Genomic DNA, 17,121 nt, shown 5'->3' on the forward strand with positions numbered 1-17,121 from the left:
GCCCCTGGATCTATTTGGATATAGCACAAAGGATTGAGCAAACTTATGACAGAACGCTTCTTTAATCAAAAACAGCCGGGGCCGGTTGACGCAACATGTCGCCGTGAACGCCCGTTAAGTGAACAACAGGCCGCGTTATGGTTCCTTTCCCGCCTCGCGCCGGATGACGCCGCCTACAATATCGCTTGCGCCTGCCGCGCGACCGGGAAGCTGGATTTTCCCGCCCTGCGGGACGCCATGCATCGCCTGGCGGGCCGGCATGATGTCCTGCGCAGCGTTTTTACCGATGAGCAGGGGGTGCCGAAGGCGGTAAGCAGGGACGATCTCCCACCGCAGGTAAATTTCTTCGATCTGCGTGGCCAAACGGCTGATGAGCGGGATGCCGCCGTGCACGGTTATCATCAACAACCGTTTGATCTGGCGCGGGGGCCCTGCATCAGGCTGGGACTGTTCCAATGCGGCGAGCGTGAATATCTTTGGCTGCTGGGCATACATCACATTATCGCCGACTTCTCCACTCTGGCTCTGGTCATGGATGAACTGGAGGTCTTGTATATCGCCGAAATCGGGGGTGACGCCGATACCGCCGTTACGAAGAAGCGTACCTTTGATCATTTTATCGCCGAAGAACGACGTTTTCTTAACGGCGGCGGCGCATTGTGCGCGCAAAATTACTGGTCGGCGCTTTTGGCTTCGCCGCCGCCGCTTCACTGGCGCGGGGTTGAAGAGGGCGGAGCGCGTGGCGGAGAATCGGTGTTTTTCACTCTCCCCGATGAACTTGGCCGGCGGCTCGGATTGTGTTCTCAAGAGTACGGCGTATCGCTATTTGCCCTGATGCTGACGGCATGGGCCGTTTTTGTCGGGGATCGCACCCATTCCACGGACATCATTATCGGCGTACCGATTTCACGGCGCGACGGTGATTTCGATGATGCCCTCGGCTGTTTCTTCAATATGCTGCCGCTGCGTCTGTCCATGGCGGCCACGACCTTCAGGACGCTAACCGTCCGGGTACGCAAGTCATTGGGCGCGGCCCTGGAGCATCGTCATTATCCGTTTGGCAATATCATCAAAGACCTGCGCATCCCGCGCTCCGCGGCGCGGAACCCGCTCTTGCAGACGACGGTCAATATGCCCGGCTCGCCGCGGATGTCCAAGAGCGGAGGATTGATGCTGGGGGATGAAGCGCTGAGCCTCTCCTGGGGGAATATGACGTTACGACCCTACCGTTTACGCCAACAGGAAGGGCAGATGGACTTGGCGCTGGAATTCGCCGAAGGGCCCTCGGGACTGACCTGCGTTATCAAAGGACGAAGCGCGCTGTTTTCCCGGTCGGATCTTGAGCGGGCTTGCGAAGATTACCTGGCTACGGTTCAACGGCTTATCGCCGCCCCGGATGAGAATGTGGCGGCGGAGGACCGCAAGCCGGGAAACCCAGGGGTTTTTGCGACTATCAACACAAGGCGCCTGATCGCCTGCGCCGACGACGACATTGTCAGTCGCGTCGGTCGCTGGGCGCGGGATGCGGGGGATACCGTCGCGGTAACCGATGCGTCAGGGGCGACCACCTATGAGCAATTGTGGCGAGCCTCTATTGCCATTGCGCGGCGGCTTGTCCGCGCGGGCGTCGGCCCGGGCTACCGCGTCGGGCTGGGCATGGCCCCCGGCGCCGATGCTCTGGCCGCTATGCTGGCCATTATGCGCACCGGCGCCGCTTATCTGCCCCTGGAGCCGATGAATCCGCCGGCGAGACTGCAAAAAATGGCGCTCAACGCCGGTGTGCGGGTGATAGTGATCGCCGGTCAACGGCACCGGGCGGTATTCGGCGGTCTGGGCTGCGAAGTGCTGGACATCCATGAGAAGACTGACGCGTCGGACGGCTGCCCGGGGCCGGCCCATGGCCCGGACCCTGCCTGGGGGAGCGATGAAGCGCCGAATCACGCCGCCCCGTGTTTGACGGCCTATACCCTGTTTACGTCGGGGTCCACCGGCTGTCCCAAGGGAATAGACGTGCTCCACCGTAACGTCACCGCCTTTCTCGATGCCATGGCGGAGGAAATTGTTTTGCCCGCCGGGCAAAAATGGACCTGGTGTCATGCCGCCAGCTTCGACCTGTCGGTGTGGGAAATCTGGGGCTGCCTATGTTCCGGCGGCGAGCTTTTGGTCATCCCGGCCGAACTGCGATCCCGTCCCGATGCGTTATTGACCTTTCTTCAACGGTCAAAAGCGCAGGTGGTGTCTCAAACGCCATCGGGACTGAAGGGGTTATTGCCCGAGCTGCTTCGAGGGCAAATCGTGCTGCCGGTACGTCATTTTATGATTTCCGGCGAAGCGCTGCCCGGCCGGATTGCGGCTCCTTTCCTAACCGGCGAGACAAAAATGTGGAACCTTTACGGCCCCTCCGAGACCACGGTATTCGCCATGATCGAACAGGTCACCGCTGATTTGACCCGGCGCGAAACCGTGCCTCTTGGCCGCCCCCTGCGGTTTGCCACGGTGGCGGTGTTGGATGAACGGCTCCGGCCGGTGCCGGCAGGTGAGGCCGGAGAGATCTGTATCGGCGGTCTGGGCGTCAGCCCGGGATATGTCGGACTGCCTGAACTGACCGCTGAACGTTTTGTCCCCGATCCTTTTGCCAGCGGCGCCAGGATGTACCGCAGCGGCGACCGCGGCTTGTGGGACGGGCAACGGCTTCACTATCTGGGCCGCATGGACCAGCAGATCAAACTCAATGGCTATCGTATTGAACTCGGCGAGGTTGAACATGCTATCGGCGGCTATCCGGCGGTGACCGAGGCGGCGGTGCTGCTGGAACAGGCTGCCGGCGGCGGCCAACTGACCGCCGTCATGGTGCTTGATTCACCCTTCACCGAGGCTATGGAGGAGGATTTGCGCCGATTCCTTGCCGGCCGGCTGCCGTTCTATATGTTGCCGGGGCGACTTCTGCGGGCTCAAGCGCTGCCCCGCAACGGCCATAATAAACTCGACCGAAATAAACTGCGTGAGGAGGTGGACCAAGGCCGTTTTAATGCCTCGACGGCGGACGCCGCCGGGACAGGGGGAGACGCGATGCCGCTGCTCTCCGCGCTACAGGATATCTGGTGTGCGGTATTGGGCCGGAGGGAAGTGGGCCTTGACGATGTTTTTTTCGACGTCGGCGGTAATTCGCTGACATTGATGCAGGTCTTTTCACGGCTGCTGACCCTGCCGGGATGCGGCGCCCTGACCCCAGCGGATCTTTTTCGCTTTCCCACCATCAGATCGCTGGCGGCGCAACGGGCCACGGCGTCCGTGGCGGATCGCGGCGCCGGCCGGGACGCAGACTGCGGCGGACCCACGTCGTTGGATGCCATGGCGGCCTTGCGCAAACGGGCACGACACAATCCAACATAAAGGACGACATATCATGGATGATCACGCCATCGCCATCATCGGGATGACCTTTCGGCTGCCCGGGGCGGACAGCCTGCCCGTGCTTTGGTCAAATCTTGTCAACGGACGGGTCGCTATCCGGCATTTTCAGCGGGAGCACTGTGTCGCGCAGGGCATAGACAGCCCGTTATTTGAAGATCCCCGCTACGTTTTTGCCGACGCCGCACTACCGGGCATCGACCTGTTCGACGCGGATTTTTTTGCCTTCAGCCAGCGAGAGGCGGCGTTGCTCGATCCCCAGCAGCGGATTTTGCTGGAGTGCGCCTGGGAGCTGTTGGAAACCGCCGGTTATGGTAATCCGCTGCGGCGTCCGCGCATTGGCGTCTATGCCGGCGCGTCCATGAACACTTACCTGCCGAATGTCATCAGGTCTCGCTGTGATTTGATGTCTCTGGCGGGTACGGAATTAATGCTCACCAACGATAAAGATTATCTGTGCGGCAGGATTTCCTACAAACTCGGTCTCACGGGTCCCAGCGTGTCCGTTCAAACCGGCTGTTCCACGGCGTTGAGCAGCATGCATTGTGCGGTGCAAAGCCTGCTGGGCGGTGAGTGCGATATGGCCATAGCCGGCGGCGTCTCGATTCAGGCCGTCTTGCGGCCGGGTTATCTGTACGAACCTAACCTGATGTTCTCGCCGGACGGCATGTGCCGACCCTTTGATCATGCCGCTTCGGGTACCGTTTTCGGCGATGGCGCCGGCCTGGTGGCGTTGCGCCCCTTACGCGACGCGAAGGCGGCCGGCGACACTATTCTGGCGGTGATCCTGGGCTCGGCGATGAACAATGAAGGCGACGGCAGGCTTGGTTTCACGGCTCCAGGGGTTGAAGGTCAATGCCGGTTAATTGCTGAAGCCCAAGGAGTGGCGGGAGTTGCCCCGGATGAAATCGGCATGATAGAAGCCCATGGCACCGGCACGGCGTTAGGCGATCCGGTGGAGTTTGCCGCGCTGCGTGAAGTTTTTCGCCCCATCGGGCATCGAACGGAACGCTGCGCGCTGGGTTCGATTAAAGCGAACGTCGGGCATTTGGCGGCGGCGGCGGGCATAGCCGGACTGGCCCGGGCGGTCCTGGCGCTGAAACACGGCGTTGTCCCGCCGCACCCCACCTTCAGCCAGGCAAATCCCGCCCTCGCACTGGAGGAGAGTCCGTTTATCATCAACCGGACGGCCGTGCCATGGCCCCTGAGCGGGACACGGCGCGCCGGCGTCAGCTCTTTCGGCGCCGGGGGCACCAATGTTCATATGGTTCTCGCTGAAGGGCCGCCCGCCGTAGCAAAACGCGGCAGCGTCGGGCTGCACGCCATTCCGCTCAGCGGGCGGGATCCCGTCAGGCTCAAAGAGCTCGCCGCCGGCATGGCGAAGCAGCTTGGCGAACAGCCGGATACCAGGCTTGACGACATTGCCGTTACGCTGTCACAGGGACGGCGGGCCGACTCCTGTAAAACAATGGTGTATGCCCATGATCGGCACGAATTGATAGCGCAGCTCAACGAGGGCGCCTTTGATATCGCTACGGACATTGCGGCCCCGCATCTGATCCTTATCATCGGCGGCGGCCTGTCTTACGCCGCCGCGGCCAATCATCCGATTTTCAACCGGGAATTAACCGCCCTGCTGGCGTGGCTAAATGAACATCATCCGGCGCTAATTACCCGGCAAGACGTGTTGGGCACGTGCAACACCGAGGGGGAGGCATGGGGCCTGGCGCAAACTGTGGGTTACCTGTCTTATCTGCTGATGTGGCGGTATGTCATTAACACGCCGTTGCTTATCTTGACGCCGGAGGAGATTAACGTAAGGGCGGAGGGGATATTTTCCGTCACCGATGTGGTCCGCGCCCTTGCCGGTCCGCGGCGGGGATCGGATGCCCAAACAGCGATACCTGAACCGCCAATGGCCAAGGTGTACTCCTTAATCGGCGATTATCTGGCGCAGTCGGCCCCCGCGAACCACAGCGGAATACCCCCCGCGGCCGGTTATTTTTCGGCGCGGTCAATCAATCCCGGCGATCGGGTATTCATACCGGCGCACCGGGGAGGTTTTGATCGCCTGGCCCGCCAGACCTGCCGGGATCGGGGGGTGGAGGCCGTGCTCGGTCCCAAGGCCGATGATATGCCGGCCTTGCTACGCTGTGCGGGCGCGCTGTGGTGTCGGGGAGTAAATATTGATTGGCAGTACCTTTGCCCTTATCCCAATGCCGGGCGTATACCATTGCCGGTCCAGCCGCTGCGGCGTCGCAGATGCTGGTATCAACCGGAATCGGTGGAAGAAAGCGGTCTTACATCGCCCGCGATGCCTGCTGCCGATGGGCGTTTCCCCGTGGACGCAAATGACCGGCCGCAACTGTATGTTGAAAGATGGCGCCGCGCCGGGCGTTGCGCCGTGGAGACCGGTATGACCGGCTCGTGCCGAAGGCTGGTGATAGCCGAACCGGCCTGCCGTTATGCCCCGTCGCTTAAGAACGCGCTGAAAAAGCGGAGCGGGCATATCACCACTGCGATCCTGGGTTCCGCCAGGGTTGCGGGTGCCGGCGGATATTGCCTGGACCCACATGATCCCCTGGCCGCCGACCGGCTCGCCGACACTCTGCGCAATGACCATCTGATGCCCGATCACCTGATGCTGCTGTTTGGCGACGTGCGAGAGGCGGAGTTGACCGTAGCGACGTTTGAGGTCGTTTTCATCCTATTGGAACTGGCCAAAGCCCTTTCAATACACCGTCGGACGCCGCTGTTCATCGATGTCATCGGACCGGGTTTTGTCGATGGGCCGGGCAGCGGAACCCTTTGTCCTCAACGTGCCGCCGCCTGGGCGGCATGCCAGTCCCTGATGCAAGAAATTCCCTTTGTTTCATGCCGCTGCGTGGATGTCGACGAACAAGACCCCCTTGCCGCCCATGACGTCATGGCGGAGTTAACCGGCACACATCGCCCCTCCCTCGTCGCCTTGCGTAACGGCTGGCGATGGGAACGTTATTTCGAGACGCTCAAAAGCGCCGCCGCGCCGCCGGACTGGGGAAATCCCACCTGCCTGGTGACAGGCGGCCTGGGGCAGGTGGGGTATCAACTGGCGCGGTTTATGGCGACTCACCTTCACGCCAAGCTGGTTATCCTGACCCGTACGGCTTTACACACCTTACCGCAGAACGATCGGCGCAGGGAACGGCTTCAGGCGCTGCGGGCCGTGGCGGTGGCGGTGGAGGTCGTGCATGCTGATATTGCCGATCTCGGGCAGGTCACGGAGGCCGTCGAACGAGCGGAACGGCGGATCGGCGAGATCACCTGCTTTATCCATGCCGCCGGCGTTTCCGGCCCGGGGACGCTGCATTGGGTGCAAAAGTCCACCCGCGAGCAGTGGCAAAGGCTCATGGGACCGGGCTTTATCGGTGCGTCGGTACTCCATGCCCTATTGGGCCGCCGATCGCTCAGATTCGGCTGTTTTACTTCATCGCTGGCGGCCTACGTCGGCGGATTGGGACTGTCGGCCTATGCGGCGGCCAACGAAGCCTGCGCATCTTTCGCCCTGCGTCACGGACGCCGTCACCCCTACCTGTGCATTGATTGGGCCGGTTGGCAGGGATGGGATAGCGGCGGCAGCTTCAAATACAGCGCGAACCGCGCCCGTCCGTTAACCGACCGCGAAGCTTCCGCCGCCTTCGGCATCGCCCTGAATAATCTGCATCAGGGCCGATTGGCGGTGTCCATCGGATCGCCGGACGGGATTTTCAATAACGTTATCTCCGCGCCGGCGCGACGGCATATTCCCGCGGACGACAGCGGTCCTTATCCCATCGGTTCGGAGGCTGTCGTCAGCGCGGCCCCCGCCGCATTGGCGGACGCCACCGGATCGTCTTCCATCGACCCGGCTGACGTTAGCGAAGCCCTGATGGTGATTTGGCGCAACCTGCTGCACTGCGAGGTGGATAAGCGCGCGAACTTTTTTGATTTGGGCGGCGACTCACTGGTGGGCGCCGAGCTGGTGCGCCGGATTAACGCCCATTTCAACATCATGCTGACCATGGTCGATCTGTTTGAGTCCGCCGCGGTGGAGACTCTCGCGCAGAAAGTGGCCCGGACTTTATCGGCGCCGCCGCGGGGCATCGGGTCGAGCGAAAGCGGCAGAGGATCAGGGGCATGACAAGGGTCAACGATCACGCTTACGCCCAGCGCGATATCGCCATCACCGCCGTCGCCGGCCGTTTCCCCGGCGCGCCGTCTCCCCAGGCGTTTTGGCGGTCATTATTGGATGGGCGGGAGCTTATTCGCGATTATCCGGCCCACCGGTTGCCCGGCGGCGTCCCGTTTTCCCCTGTCGCCGGGGCGTGTTATGTGCCGCGCGGCGCGTTCCTTGACGATACCGATGCGTTTGATTACGGATTTTTTCATATCACCCCCAGGGAAGCGGTGCGGATGGATCCGCAGCAGCGGATTTTTCTTGAAGTGTGTCATGAGGCGCTGGAATCCGGCGGTTATGGCCGTGGCAGCGACGCGGGTATCGCCTCGGTGTTTGCCGGCACCCGTAAAAGCGGTTGGGAACCCTATCTGCCCGCCGCCGCCGATGCCACCGATGCCATGCTGGCGTTGGGAGGAAATAGCCCGGATGCATTGGCTTCGCGCACTGCCTACAAGTTAAACTGCACCGGTCCGGCGGTGAGCGTGGCGACGTTCTGTTCCGGGTCGCTGGTGTCGGTTCATTTGGCCTGTCAAAGTCTGCTGGCGGGAGAAAGCGATCTCGCCATTGCCGGCGGCGCCTGTGTCCGTTTTCCCGCCCACCAGGGGTATTTCTGTCATCGCGGCGGCATTTTATCCGCCACCGGTCGGGTGCGCGCTTTCGATCAAACCGCCGACGGCACGCTGTTCTCCGATAGCGTGGCCGCCGTGCTGATGCGCCGGCTGGAGGACGCCCAAGCCGCCGGCGAGCCGATACTGGCGGTGATTAAAGGCTCGGCGGTGAATAATGACGGCGCACGGCGGGCCGGGTACAGCGCGCCGGCGGTGGACGGGCAAGCAGCGGTCATCCAGCGTGCGTGGGATCGCGCGGGGATAGCCCCGGACCGGGTCGGCATGATTGAAGCCCATGGCACCGGCACCTCCATTGGCGATGCTATCGAGCTCAGCTCGCTGCTTCGGGTTTTCGCTCTCGCGCAACCCCGCGCCTGCGCGCTCGGTTCCCTTAAAACCAACCTCGGACACGCTGATTGCGCCTCCGGCATAACCGGATTGATCAAGACCATTCTGGCGGTTCAACAGGGTATTATCCCGCCGACGCTGTATTGCTCCCGACCAATGAATGCGTTGACCGCTCCGCACACGCCTTTTTACCTGCCTCATGCCGCGCAGCAGTGGGACACCGCCGGTTCGCCCCGTCTTGCCGGCGTCAGCTCCTTCGGCATCGGCGGCACCAACGCCCATGTGGTGGTGGCCCAGCCCCCGCCCTATGCGGCGGACAACACCGGCCATGAATCCGTGCATCTCATCCCCCTCAGCGCCCGCAGTCCCGAGGCATTACGGCAGATAACCGAAAACCTGCGTGCCTACCTTCTCGCCCATCCCGGGACCTTTGCGGACGATGTGGCCTATACCCTCCAGCGGGGAAGATACCCTCTCCCGGTGCGGCGCATTGTCCTCGCACGGGATGTTCCGGGGATGCTTTACGGACTCACGCAGGAGCGCGGGGTGGCTGTCGCATGCGATGGCCTCATTGATGAACAGCGTCTGGCGATGGCCACCGCCTGGCAGCAGGGAGGGGAGGCGGACTGGTCGCGTTTTTACGCCCTTGAACGGCGTCGCAGGCTGCCCCTTCCCACCTATCCGTTTGTTCGCAGCCGCCTCGGTAACGACATGGACGGGCCGGCTGCATAAGTCTCTACCCGCTAAACATAAGGAGCCTCTATGGCAAGCGCAATTTCAATTGAACGGGAACTGGTCACACTATTCGCCGCCGCGTTCGGCCTGGCCGAAAATGAAATGAATATCGCTACGCCGCTGGTGGAAATGGGCGCGGATTCCCTGCTGCTGTTTGACGTTGCCGACGCATTGCGGCGACGTTACGGCGTAAGGCTGACGGTCCGGCAATTCTTTGCCGATATCCCCACCATCGGCAAGGTGGCGGAGTATCTTTCACGTTCCGGCGCCGAATCTGGGTGCGACACCCCCGAAGAGCCCGTGGGGATAAATGCCGGCACAGATGCGGAGCCAGCCCCTGAATCCGGCGCGCGCTCCATTCATCATGCCGCTTTATCGCCTGACGTAACGAAACATTCTGCAGATGAGGGAATTTTGCCGGCCGGGGAGAGGGCTGATGCGTCGCGCAAGCTTTCATCGGCGCCGACTCCCGTCGCCGTTCCCGTCCCTTTTCGCTGGCTGTCGCGCGGCGCGTTGCCGGACGAGACCACGGCCCGGCATGATTATCTGGCGCGTTTTATTCCGCGCTATGCCGGAAAAACGTCCCGTTCCAAACAGCACGCCGCCGATGTTCGCCGGATCATTGCCGACAGCCGTTCAGGTATTGGATTCAAACCCTCGGTCAAAGAGCTGCTTTATCCCCTGGTATGCGACACCTTCAGCGGCGCGGAGGTAGGGGATATCGACGGTAATGGCTACGTCGACATGACCATGGGCTTTGGCTCGCACCTGTTCGGCCATCAGCCGGACTTTATCATCGGCGCCCTGCAAGAACGCCTAGCGCACAGCTTCGGATTGGGTACCCGCAGCGAAGCGGCGCTTACCGTCGCCGGACTGATTACCGAACTCACCGGTATGGATCGGGTAGCGTTTGTCAACAGCGGCACCGAAGCCGTAATGAACGCCGTACGCGCCGCCAGGGCCTATACCCGACGGGATCATGTGGTGATCTTCGCCACCAGTTATCACGGCCATTGGGATGCCGTGCTGGCGACCCCGGGTGATTTTCCGGGCGCCTACGGCGCGCGCGCTCTCTCGGTGGGAATACCCCAAAATATGGTGGCCGATGTGTCGGTATTGGCGTTTGGCAGCGAAGCCGCGCTTGAATTTATTGAAAAACATCGCCACCGCATCGCCGCGGTGATGGTGGAACCGGTGCCGACCCGCGATCCCAGGCTGGCATTGCCTGACTATTTGCGCCAGTTGCGAACGTTAACGGCCAATCACGGAATCATGCTGATTTTCGATGAAATCGTGACGGGATTCCGGGTTCATCCCGCCGGCATTCAAGGACTCTACGGTATAAAGGCAGATATCGTCACCTACGGCAAAACCATCGGCGGGGGAATGCCGCTCGGCGTCATTGCCGGCCGGGGTAATACCCTTGATGCCATTGACGGCGGCGGCTGGTCGTTTGGCGACCACAGCTACCCGGCGACGGAAGCGACCTTCTTCGGCGGCACCTATTTTCAGCATCCCCTCTCCATGGCGGCCGCGCAAGCCACCTTAACCGAGATCAAGGGTCAGGGCGTCGCATTATCTCAGGCGCTGGCGAAAAAAACCGACGGACTGGTGGCAAGGTTGAATCAATTATTCCATGAACGCCGAGTGCCTATAACGGCGTGTTCATTCAGTTCTTTCTTTCGATTAATCCATCGTGAGAACTTCGACCTGCTTTATTATAATCTTTTATTACGAGGCGTTTATATTTGGGAGTGGCGCTGCTGGTTTCTCTCCGTCGCCCATGAGCAAATCCATCTGGATCGGGTCGTTAAGGCTTTTAGCGACAGTCTGGATGAGCTGGCGGAACACCGACTGTTGCCGCAAATGACCGGCCATTGATTGTTATGGAGTTCTCAGTCCAGATATTCTAAGACTAATTAGGGAGGTATATATTGCATGGCATATAAAGGCATTTAGTATATGACTTATTTGCCGTCTGATTTATTTAATAGATATTGCTTTGCAGGATTGATGCATATTATTCTCTTCTTTTTTCATTGAGCCGGAATAAAGCGATGTCAAATGCGCCGGCAATAATCTTGCGAACGCAATAACTGTATCTATTACTTTGGGTGAATTTAATGCAATCTTCCAAACGGTGGCTGGTATTGTCGGTTGTTTCAGTCGCCTTGGTGCTTGTTACGGTAGACATGACGGTTCTTTATATCGCGCTGCCGCAGCTGACCCGCGACCTTACCGCCTCCGCGTCCGCCAAACTCTGGATAGTGAATATCTACCCGCTGATAGTCTCCGGTCTGCTGCTGGGCGCCGGCACGCTGGGGGACCGACTCGGCCACAAAAAGCTCTTTTTGCTGGGACTGACGGTATTTGGCCTGGCTTCTTTGCTGGCGGCCTATTCCGGCTCGCCTCAGCGGCTTATTGCCGCCAGGGCGCTGCTGGGGGTGGGGGCGGCCATGATGATGCCCGCCACCCTGGCCATTATCAGACTGACCTTTCCCGATGAGAAGGAACGGGCGATGGCCATAGGCATCTGGTCCGCGGTGGCCTCCGGCGGGGCGGCGGCGGGTCCGCTGGTGGGCGGGGCGCTGCTGGAGTATTTCTGGTGGGGATCGGTCTTCCTGATCAATATTCCTATCGTTGTGCTGGCGCTGCTCCTGACATGCTGGGGTGTTCCCGCCGACTCGGCGGATCGGAGCCGGCCATGGGATCTGCCGGGATCATTGCAGGTGACGACGGCATTGGTTTCACTGGCTTACGCCATTAAAGAATTTGCCAAACCCGCGCCTTCCTACGGATATCTCCTGGCGGCGCTGGCGACGGGCATCGGTTTGCTGGCCATTTTCATTCTCCGGCAGCGGCGCAGCCGGCATCCCCTTATCGATTTCGCCATTTTCAGCACACCGCTCTTCACTGCGGCCATCATAGCGGCGATGATTTCATCCGCCTGTTTGATGGGTATCGATCTGGCCCTTAGTCAACGGCTGCAACTGGTGATGGGATTGACCCCGCTGCAAACGGGGCTCTTCTTCCTGCCGCTTTCATCAGCGGCGATTGTCGGCAGCCTGCTGGCCGGATGGTTGTTGACTCGAATGAAGCGGCCATTGCGTTTGCTGGTGGCGGCGCTGTTGCTATATAGCCTCGGGGCGGCCGGTTTTCTTTTCTGCTACGACGCACCCATGGCAAGCCAGCTGTTATGCCTGCTGCTGCTGGGTGCGGCGGTGGGGGCTACCACCACCAGCGTGTCGAATTTCATTATGCTGAACGCGCCGCCCCATCGCGCCGGCATGGCGGCCTCGCTGGAAGAAACATCCTATGAGCTGGGCGCGGCATTGGGGATCACGGTAATGGGCAGTATCATGTCGGCGGTCTACAGCGATACGGTGGGGCCGTCCCATGGGGCGGATATTCGGGACAGCCTGGATCAGGCGCTGATGGTGGCCGAAAGCCTGCCGCCGGAAACGGCGGCGGCAGTCACAATGCTGGCCAGGTCCGCCTTCGACCAGTCATTTTCAGCCGTCATGGCCACGGCGATGGCCGTCTTGCTGATGACTGCCGTGCTGATCTGGCTCAGTGCCCGCGTCCGGTCGACCCGCCGCCCGCTTGTGGCGCAAAGCCCCTATGATGCCGAAAGCCATTGAGCGGAAGGCGAAAAGGCTTCCATAGGAGCAATGGCTTAAGGGACAGAAATTGTCGCCATGGCCCTAAGCGCGTTATTTATCGTTTTGACGGCGTTCAACCAGGGCAATCATTTGCTCCGTCACCAGATCAAAAAGCTGCTTGCCCAACGTCGCCGATGAACCGGAGGTCCGCGACAATACGCCCCGTGTGGACGCCGAGTCGCCATCAAGCGGCAGCCGATAAATTCCCGCCATGGGGGGCGACGGGTGATCCGGTCGTTCCGACCTGACCAGGTCGGGATGCAAATGCAGCATCAAACTGGTTTCGGTGATACCGGCATGTTCGGCGTGCCAGCCGGGGAAGTCAGGCAGGTTGGCCGCTATCCAGGCATCGGGCACCAAACTCCACCAACTGAATGCGGTTACCGCTCTTTCGCCAAAGGCGCCGTTCCCGCTGAGTTCGTCTATCGCCTCGAAAATAAACGCTTCGTTTTCGTAATGCCCGTTGATAATCACCAACTGCTTGAACGGCAGACGGCACAGGCTGGCTAGGGTGCATTGCAGGTAACGGGTAAACGTGCCGCCGTCGATATATATCGTGCCGGGAAAGATCAGACCGCCGCCGCTTTGCGGCAATGAACGCACGGAGAGGGGCTGTACCGGCAGATAAAACCCATCAATTATTGCTGCCAGGCGGTGGGATAACGCCTTGGGAATGAGGCTATCGACATTTAAGGGCAAATGAGGACCGTGTTGTTCAATTCCGCCGATAGGCCAGATCAGGGTCTTACCCACCACCGCCCGTTCGATTTCTGCGCTGGTCAGTTCCGCCAACGCTTTTGCCGCCAAGGATTCCATATCAAATTTCCTTCTTTTGACCAGGGGCCGCCGGCATGATGCCGGCAATCCCCTGATATTCATCAATGATGCGTTTCAGCGTCTTGCCGCATTTATAATGCAACGCGGTATAAACCTGGACGGCATCGGCGCCCGCGAGCAGATAATCCCGCACATCGCGGCCGCTTTGTACGCCGCCGGAGCCGATAATAGGTAATGTGATCCCCTTTTTTCGCAGATGGTATATCGCCGCCAAGACCAACGGTTTGATGCCGGCTCCGGAATAACCGCAGGGACCGCCCAAGGCCGGCAGCTCGGTGACGGGATCAAAGGCCAGGCCAGAAATGGTATCGCTCAGGGTAAGGGCCTGTGCGCCGCCGGACACGGCGGCCTCTACCCGATTCACCAACTCATCCCCGAGCGCAAGTTTTACCGAAAAGGGCGCATCGGTGTGGCGGCGGACAGCATCTGTATATCGGTAAACCCGATCGGGTGTGTCTTCGCCGGCGGTAAGATCATGGGGACAGGAGATACCCAGTTCCAACGGGGCATCGGTAACCGTGGCGATTTGTCCGGCCATCGCCGCCAGCCCCTCCGGGGTATTGGCATGTACTGAAACGATAATGGGTAATTGTTCCTCGGCAAATAACTTCAGCATGAGCAGCCATTGCTGAATAGGGCGTTTTGAATAGGTGGTATTATTCAGCATGCCGGACTCCAGAGGATAAATATTCTCATCTTGACTATCGATGTGAGAAGGGTAAAGGGTTTTGGTGACAACCGCCCCGGCGCCGATGTCGGCAAACTGCCGAATAAGCTTTACACGATCCGTCAGCAGGCCTGAGCCCACGATCACAGGATTACTCAAGCGTAGATTCAACAGGGATCTCGTTGTTGACTGCTCCATGTTTTATTCGCTCCTTAGGTGATGAAAAAATTTAATTCAATAGCGAATGAGACCTTAGCGTTTAAAAAATGTATTTGCGCGAATGTGTTTTTTACTCACGGCGAGGGTGCGTATCACCCTTGCCAAATGAAATAAGCTCAAGGAGATGGTTGAAAAAACCGGGGTCGGGATTTTCAATAAAAAAATGGTCTCCCGGCACGGTGGCCAGACGAAAAATGCCGGTCGTCAACGTTTGCCATTGCTGCATAGAGGCTTCCAGGGCGATATTATCCCGTTGACCGCGAAAACCATAAATAGGAATAGGCAGTTTGTATGACTCGTCCGGCATCCAGTTCAGGCATAATTCGAAATCTGCCCGGAGGATCGGCAAAAACAGCGACGCCAGTTCCGGGTGTTGTAATATATTCCGTGACGCTGGGTTAAACGTAGCCATGACCGCCAGGGTTTGCGCATCGCTCAAGCCCGCGAGGCGCGGGATAAGGGCGCGGTCCGCCGGACAGGCCGCTGAACAGACAAATAATGATGCCGGATGCCGTCCGGAGGCGAGGCACAGTTTCTGGGCCAGCCGAAAGGCAATCCAACCGCCCATACTGGTGCCGAGCAGAGCAAAGCGGGTATGAAACAGACCGCTCAGCTGAGACAGGATAAGGTCGGTTAATCTCTCCATATCGTCAATCGGCGGGAGGCCTATGTCTCTGCCTCGTCCCGGCAGCCGCACCGGATGCAGCTTGACGCCGGGTAAAGCGGTTTGCCATCGTCGATAAAAATCCGCGCTTGCGCCGGCATACGGCAAGCAGATGAGATTAAGCTTCGCGGGATCGGGGGGGTCATGGAGCATCACGGCTACCTCCCGGTTCCGGCAAACAGCGGGGTCCCCCGGCGGCCATCACCCCACCCACATCCAGGGCAATCATCTGAACGGGCCTGGCTTTGCGGTTAAGGTCCCGCCCGGAGACGCCCGTTATCATGCCGGCCTCCATCAGGTTAACGATGTGGCTGCGGGAAAGATTGAGCTTTTTCGCTAAAATAGTCACCAAACGTACCGGGATAGGGTACTGGAGCTTTATATCGACGCTGAGCTGCGGCGTGCCGGCAAAAGCGGTGAGATCATCGCCGTCCACATCAAAATCCGGTGGCGGTCCCAGGACATTGTTTGCACGCAGCAAGGCGTTGTAATCAAATGCCCGGCGGCATATCTCCTCTTGATCGTTAGACAGGAAACGTTCATATAATGCTTGATCTATTTTGCTAATATTTACCCTGGAAACAATATCAATATTCCATGTATATTCACATATTTCGCATTTATAAATACTCCATATATCCAGGATTTTCTTTTGCGCATTCACGCGAAACGTACCACCGGGGAAAAAATGACGTTTTAGGGCACATCTCGGACAACGTCTGATGAGTGCCTGAAATCCAATAGGCCGCACCAGCCACTGGACACATCCTTGTGTCGGAATCAACCCGCACCTCGATTTTAAATTAAATTAACAAAATCGATGTTACACAACCGAATCGGCAAATACAATAAAATTACTTTTTAAGACGGGAATAGGTAGATTAAATGTATTATTTATAGATGTTTCGATAACGGGTTAAGCTATTAATCATCAGGCCGGGATAATTTAAATAACGTTTATATTTATGTCGTTGTTCAATGACAATATATCATTAACGAAAATGAAAGCGAAAAATAAACGCTAATGGAATTATGTCATGAATTTACGGGAATGTGCGCCACAGCGCGGTAGGCACGCGATCACCAAGCGTGCAACGAACCTGTTAAAGGGAGATCACCCACAGCAGCCCAGGCCCGCCGGCCCGGGCAACGCCCTAATTTATAGCGCTTTTAAGCTGCTTAACCCAGCTTTCCACCCGCCCGGCGCTCAGATCCGACTGATTGTCCTGATCCAACGCCAGCCCGACAAACACATCATCCTCCAGCGCGGCGGAGGCGGTAAAAACATAGCCGTCACGGGGCCATTCACCGATAACCGTCGCGCCGGCATCCGCCACGATATCGTACAGCTCGCCCATGGCGCTGACGAAATTATCCGGATACGCCTCCTGATCCCCCAGACCGAACAGCGCCACGGTTTTGCCGCTTAAATCCGCCTGCGCCAGGGTATCGGCGAACTCCGCCCAGGACTCGCTCTGGCACTCCGCCTCCAGACCGGGCAGTTGCCCTTCGCCCAAGGTGGGCGTCCCCAGTATAAGTATCTCATAGGCCAGCAAGTCATCAATTGTCGCCCGGTTGATATTAACCGGTTCCGCCGCCTCGCCTTCAAAATGCTGGTGAATCAGCTTGGCGATCTTGCGGGTTTTACCGGTGTCGGTGCCGAAAAAAATGCCGATTTTAGCCATGATACGCTCCATAAAGTTCGCTAATCGCTACAGGGTAATACCCATCATCTTTCGAGCCGCAACTCGATATCTATCGGGTATAATTTCAAA

The 17,121-nt window shown here is 59.0% G+C and carries 10 protein-coding genes; 5 read left to right on the top strand and 5 right to left on the bottom strand.

The genetic code is table 11. The annotated features are described in order from the left end of the window. Window positions 1–45 precede the first annotated feature (45 nt). The 5 genes from ACL2XO_RS14250 to ACL2XO_RS14270 all read left to right on the top strand — a co-directional run bounded on the left by ACL2XO_RS14250 (window position 46) and on the right by ACL2XO_RS14270 (window position 12,938). A complete protein-coding gene (locus ACL2XO_RS14250; RefSeq protein WP_413740912.1) occupies window positions 46–3,393 on the top strand; it encodes a non-ribosomal peptide synthetase in 3,348 nt (1,115 codons plus the stop codon). Window positions 3,394–3,406: 13 nt separating this feature from the next. Continuing rightward, the gene (locus ACL2XO_RS14255) at window positions 3,407–7,570 is read left to right on the top strand and encodes an SDR family NAD(P)-dependent oxidoreductase (RefSeq protein ID WP_413740913.1); all 4,164 of its coding nucleotides are present in this window, start codon (window positions 3,407–3,409) and stop codon (window positions 7,568–7,570) included. Next, window positions 7,567–9,294: a beta-ketoacyl synthase N-terminal-like domain-containing protein gene (locus ACL2XO_RS14260; RefSeq protein WP_413740914.1), complete on the top strand. Its 1,728-nt coding sequence runs from the start codon at window positions 7,567–7,569 to the stop codon at window positions 9,292–9,294. Before ACL2XO_RS14255 ends, ACL2XO_RS14260 begins: the two co-directional genes overlap by 4 nt. Before the next feature lie 30 nt (window positions 9,295–9,324). Beyond that, entirely contained in the window at window positions 9,325–11,178 is a 1,854-nt protein-coding gene (locus ACL2XO_RS14265) for an aminotransferase class III-fold pyridoxal phosphate-dependent enzyme (protein ID WP_413740915.1), read from the top strand. A gap of 242 nt (window positions 11,179–11,420) precedes the next feature. Then, on the top strand, window positions 11,421–12,938 hold the full coding sequence (locus ACL2XO_RS14270; RefSeq protein ID WP_413740916.1) for an MFS transporter: 1,518 nt from the start codon (window positions 11,421–11,423) through the stop codon (window positions 12,936–12,938). Between the two features lie 72 nt (window positions 12,939–13,010). On the opposite strand, the gene ACL2XO_RS14275 is transcribed toward ACL2XO_RS14270, so the two are convergent. The 5 genes from ACL2XO_RS14275 to ACL2XO_RS14295 form a co-directional block, all read right to left on the bottom strand. Beyond that, window positions 13,011–13,775: a creatininase family protein gene (locus ACL2XO_RS14275; protein ID WP_413740917.1), complete on the bottom strand. Its 765-nt coding sequence runs from the start codon at window positions 13,773–13,775 to the stop codon at window positions 13,011–13,013. A gap of 1 nt (window position 13,776) precedes the next feature. Then, window positions 13,777–14,661 (bottom strand): dihydroorotate dehydrogenase, encoded by an 885-nt coding sequence (locus ACL2XO_RS14280; RefSeq protein WP_203521520.1) that lies wholly within the window; start codon window positions 14,659–14,661, stop codon window positions 13,777–13,779. A gap of 91 nt (window positions 14,662–14,752) precedes the next feature. After that, complete coding sequence (locus ACL2XO_RS14285; protein ID WP_413726931.1) at window positions 14,753–15,499, bottom strand: thioesterase II family protein; 747 nt, start codon at window positions 15,497–15,499, stop codon at window positions 14,753–14,755. Next, window positions 15,489–16,097: a DUF1062 domain-containing protein gene (locus ACL2XO_RS14290; protein WP_413726932.1), complete on the bottom strand. Its 609-nt coding sequence runs from the start codon at window positions 16,095–16,097 to the stop codon at window positions 15,489–15,491. The genes ACL2XO_RS14285 and ACL2XO_RS14290 overlap by 11 nt, the downstream gene beginning before the upstream one ends. A 403-nt stretch (window positions 16,098–16,500) precedes the next feature. Beyond that, complete coding sequence (locus ACL2XO_RS14295; RefSeq protein WP_413740918.1) at window positions 16,501–17,031, bottom strand: flavodoxin; 531 nt, start codon at window positions 17,029–17,031, stop codon at window positions 16,501–16,503. Window positions 17,032–17,121: the final 90 nt, after the last annotated feature.

Origin of the sequence: Sodalis sp. RH15, assembly GCF_047324255.1 — a bacterium.
Taxonomy (GTDB): domain Bacteria; phylum Pseudomonadota; class Gammaproteobacteria; order Enterobacterales; family Enterobacteriaceae; genus Acerihabitans; species Acerihabitans ligni.

Coding starts and splice junctions, on each gene's coding strand:
- ACL2XO_RS14250 (WP_413740912.1), top strand. CDS start 46: ATGACAGAACGCTTCTTTAATCAAAAACAGCCGGGGCCGGTTGACGCA.
- ACL2XO_RS14255 (WP_413740913.1), top strand. CDS start 3,407: ATGGATGATCACGCCATCGCCATCATCGGGATGACCTTTCGGCTGCCC.
- ACL2XO_RS14260 (WP_413740914.1), top strand. CDS start 7,567: ATGACAAGGGTCAACGATCACGCTTACGCCCAGCGCGATATCGCCATC.
- ACL2XO_RS14265 (WP_413740915.1), top strand. CDS start 9,325: ATGGCAAGCGCAATTTCAATTGAACGGGAACTGGTCACACTATTCGCC.
- ACL2XO_RS14270 (WP_413740916.1), top strand. CDS start 11,421: ATGCAATCTTCCAAACGGTGGCTGGTATTGTCGGTTGTTTCAGTCGCC.
- ACL2XO_RS14275 (WP_413740917.1), bottom strand. CDS start 13,775: ATGGAATCCTTGGCGGCAAAAGCGTTGGCGGAACTGACCAGCGCAGAA.
- ACL2XO_RS14280 (WP_203521520.1), bottom strand. CDS start 14,661: ATGGAGCAGTCAACAACGAGATCCCTGTTGAATCTACGCTTGAGTAAT.
- ACL2XO_RS14285 (WP_413726931.1), bottom strand. CDS start 15,499: ATGCTCCATGACCCCCCCGATCCCGCGAAGCTTAATCTCATCTGCTTG.
- ACL2XO_RS14295 (WP_413740918.1), bottom strand. CDS start 17,031: ATGGCTAAAATCGGCATTTTTTTCGGCACCGACACCGGTAAAACCCGC.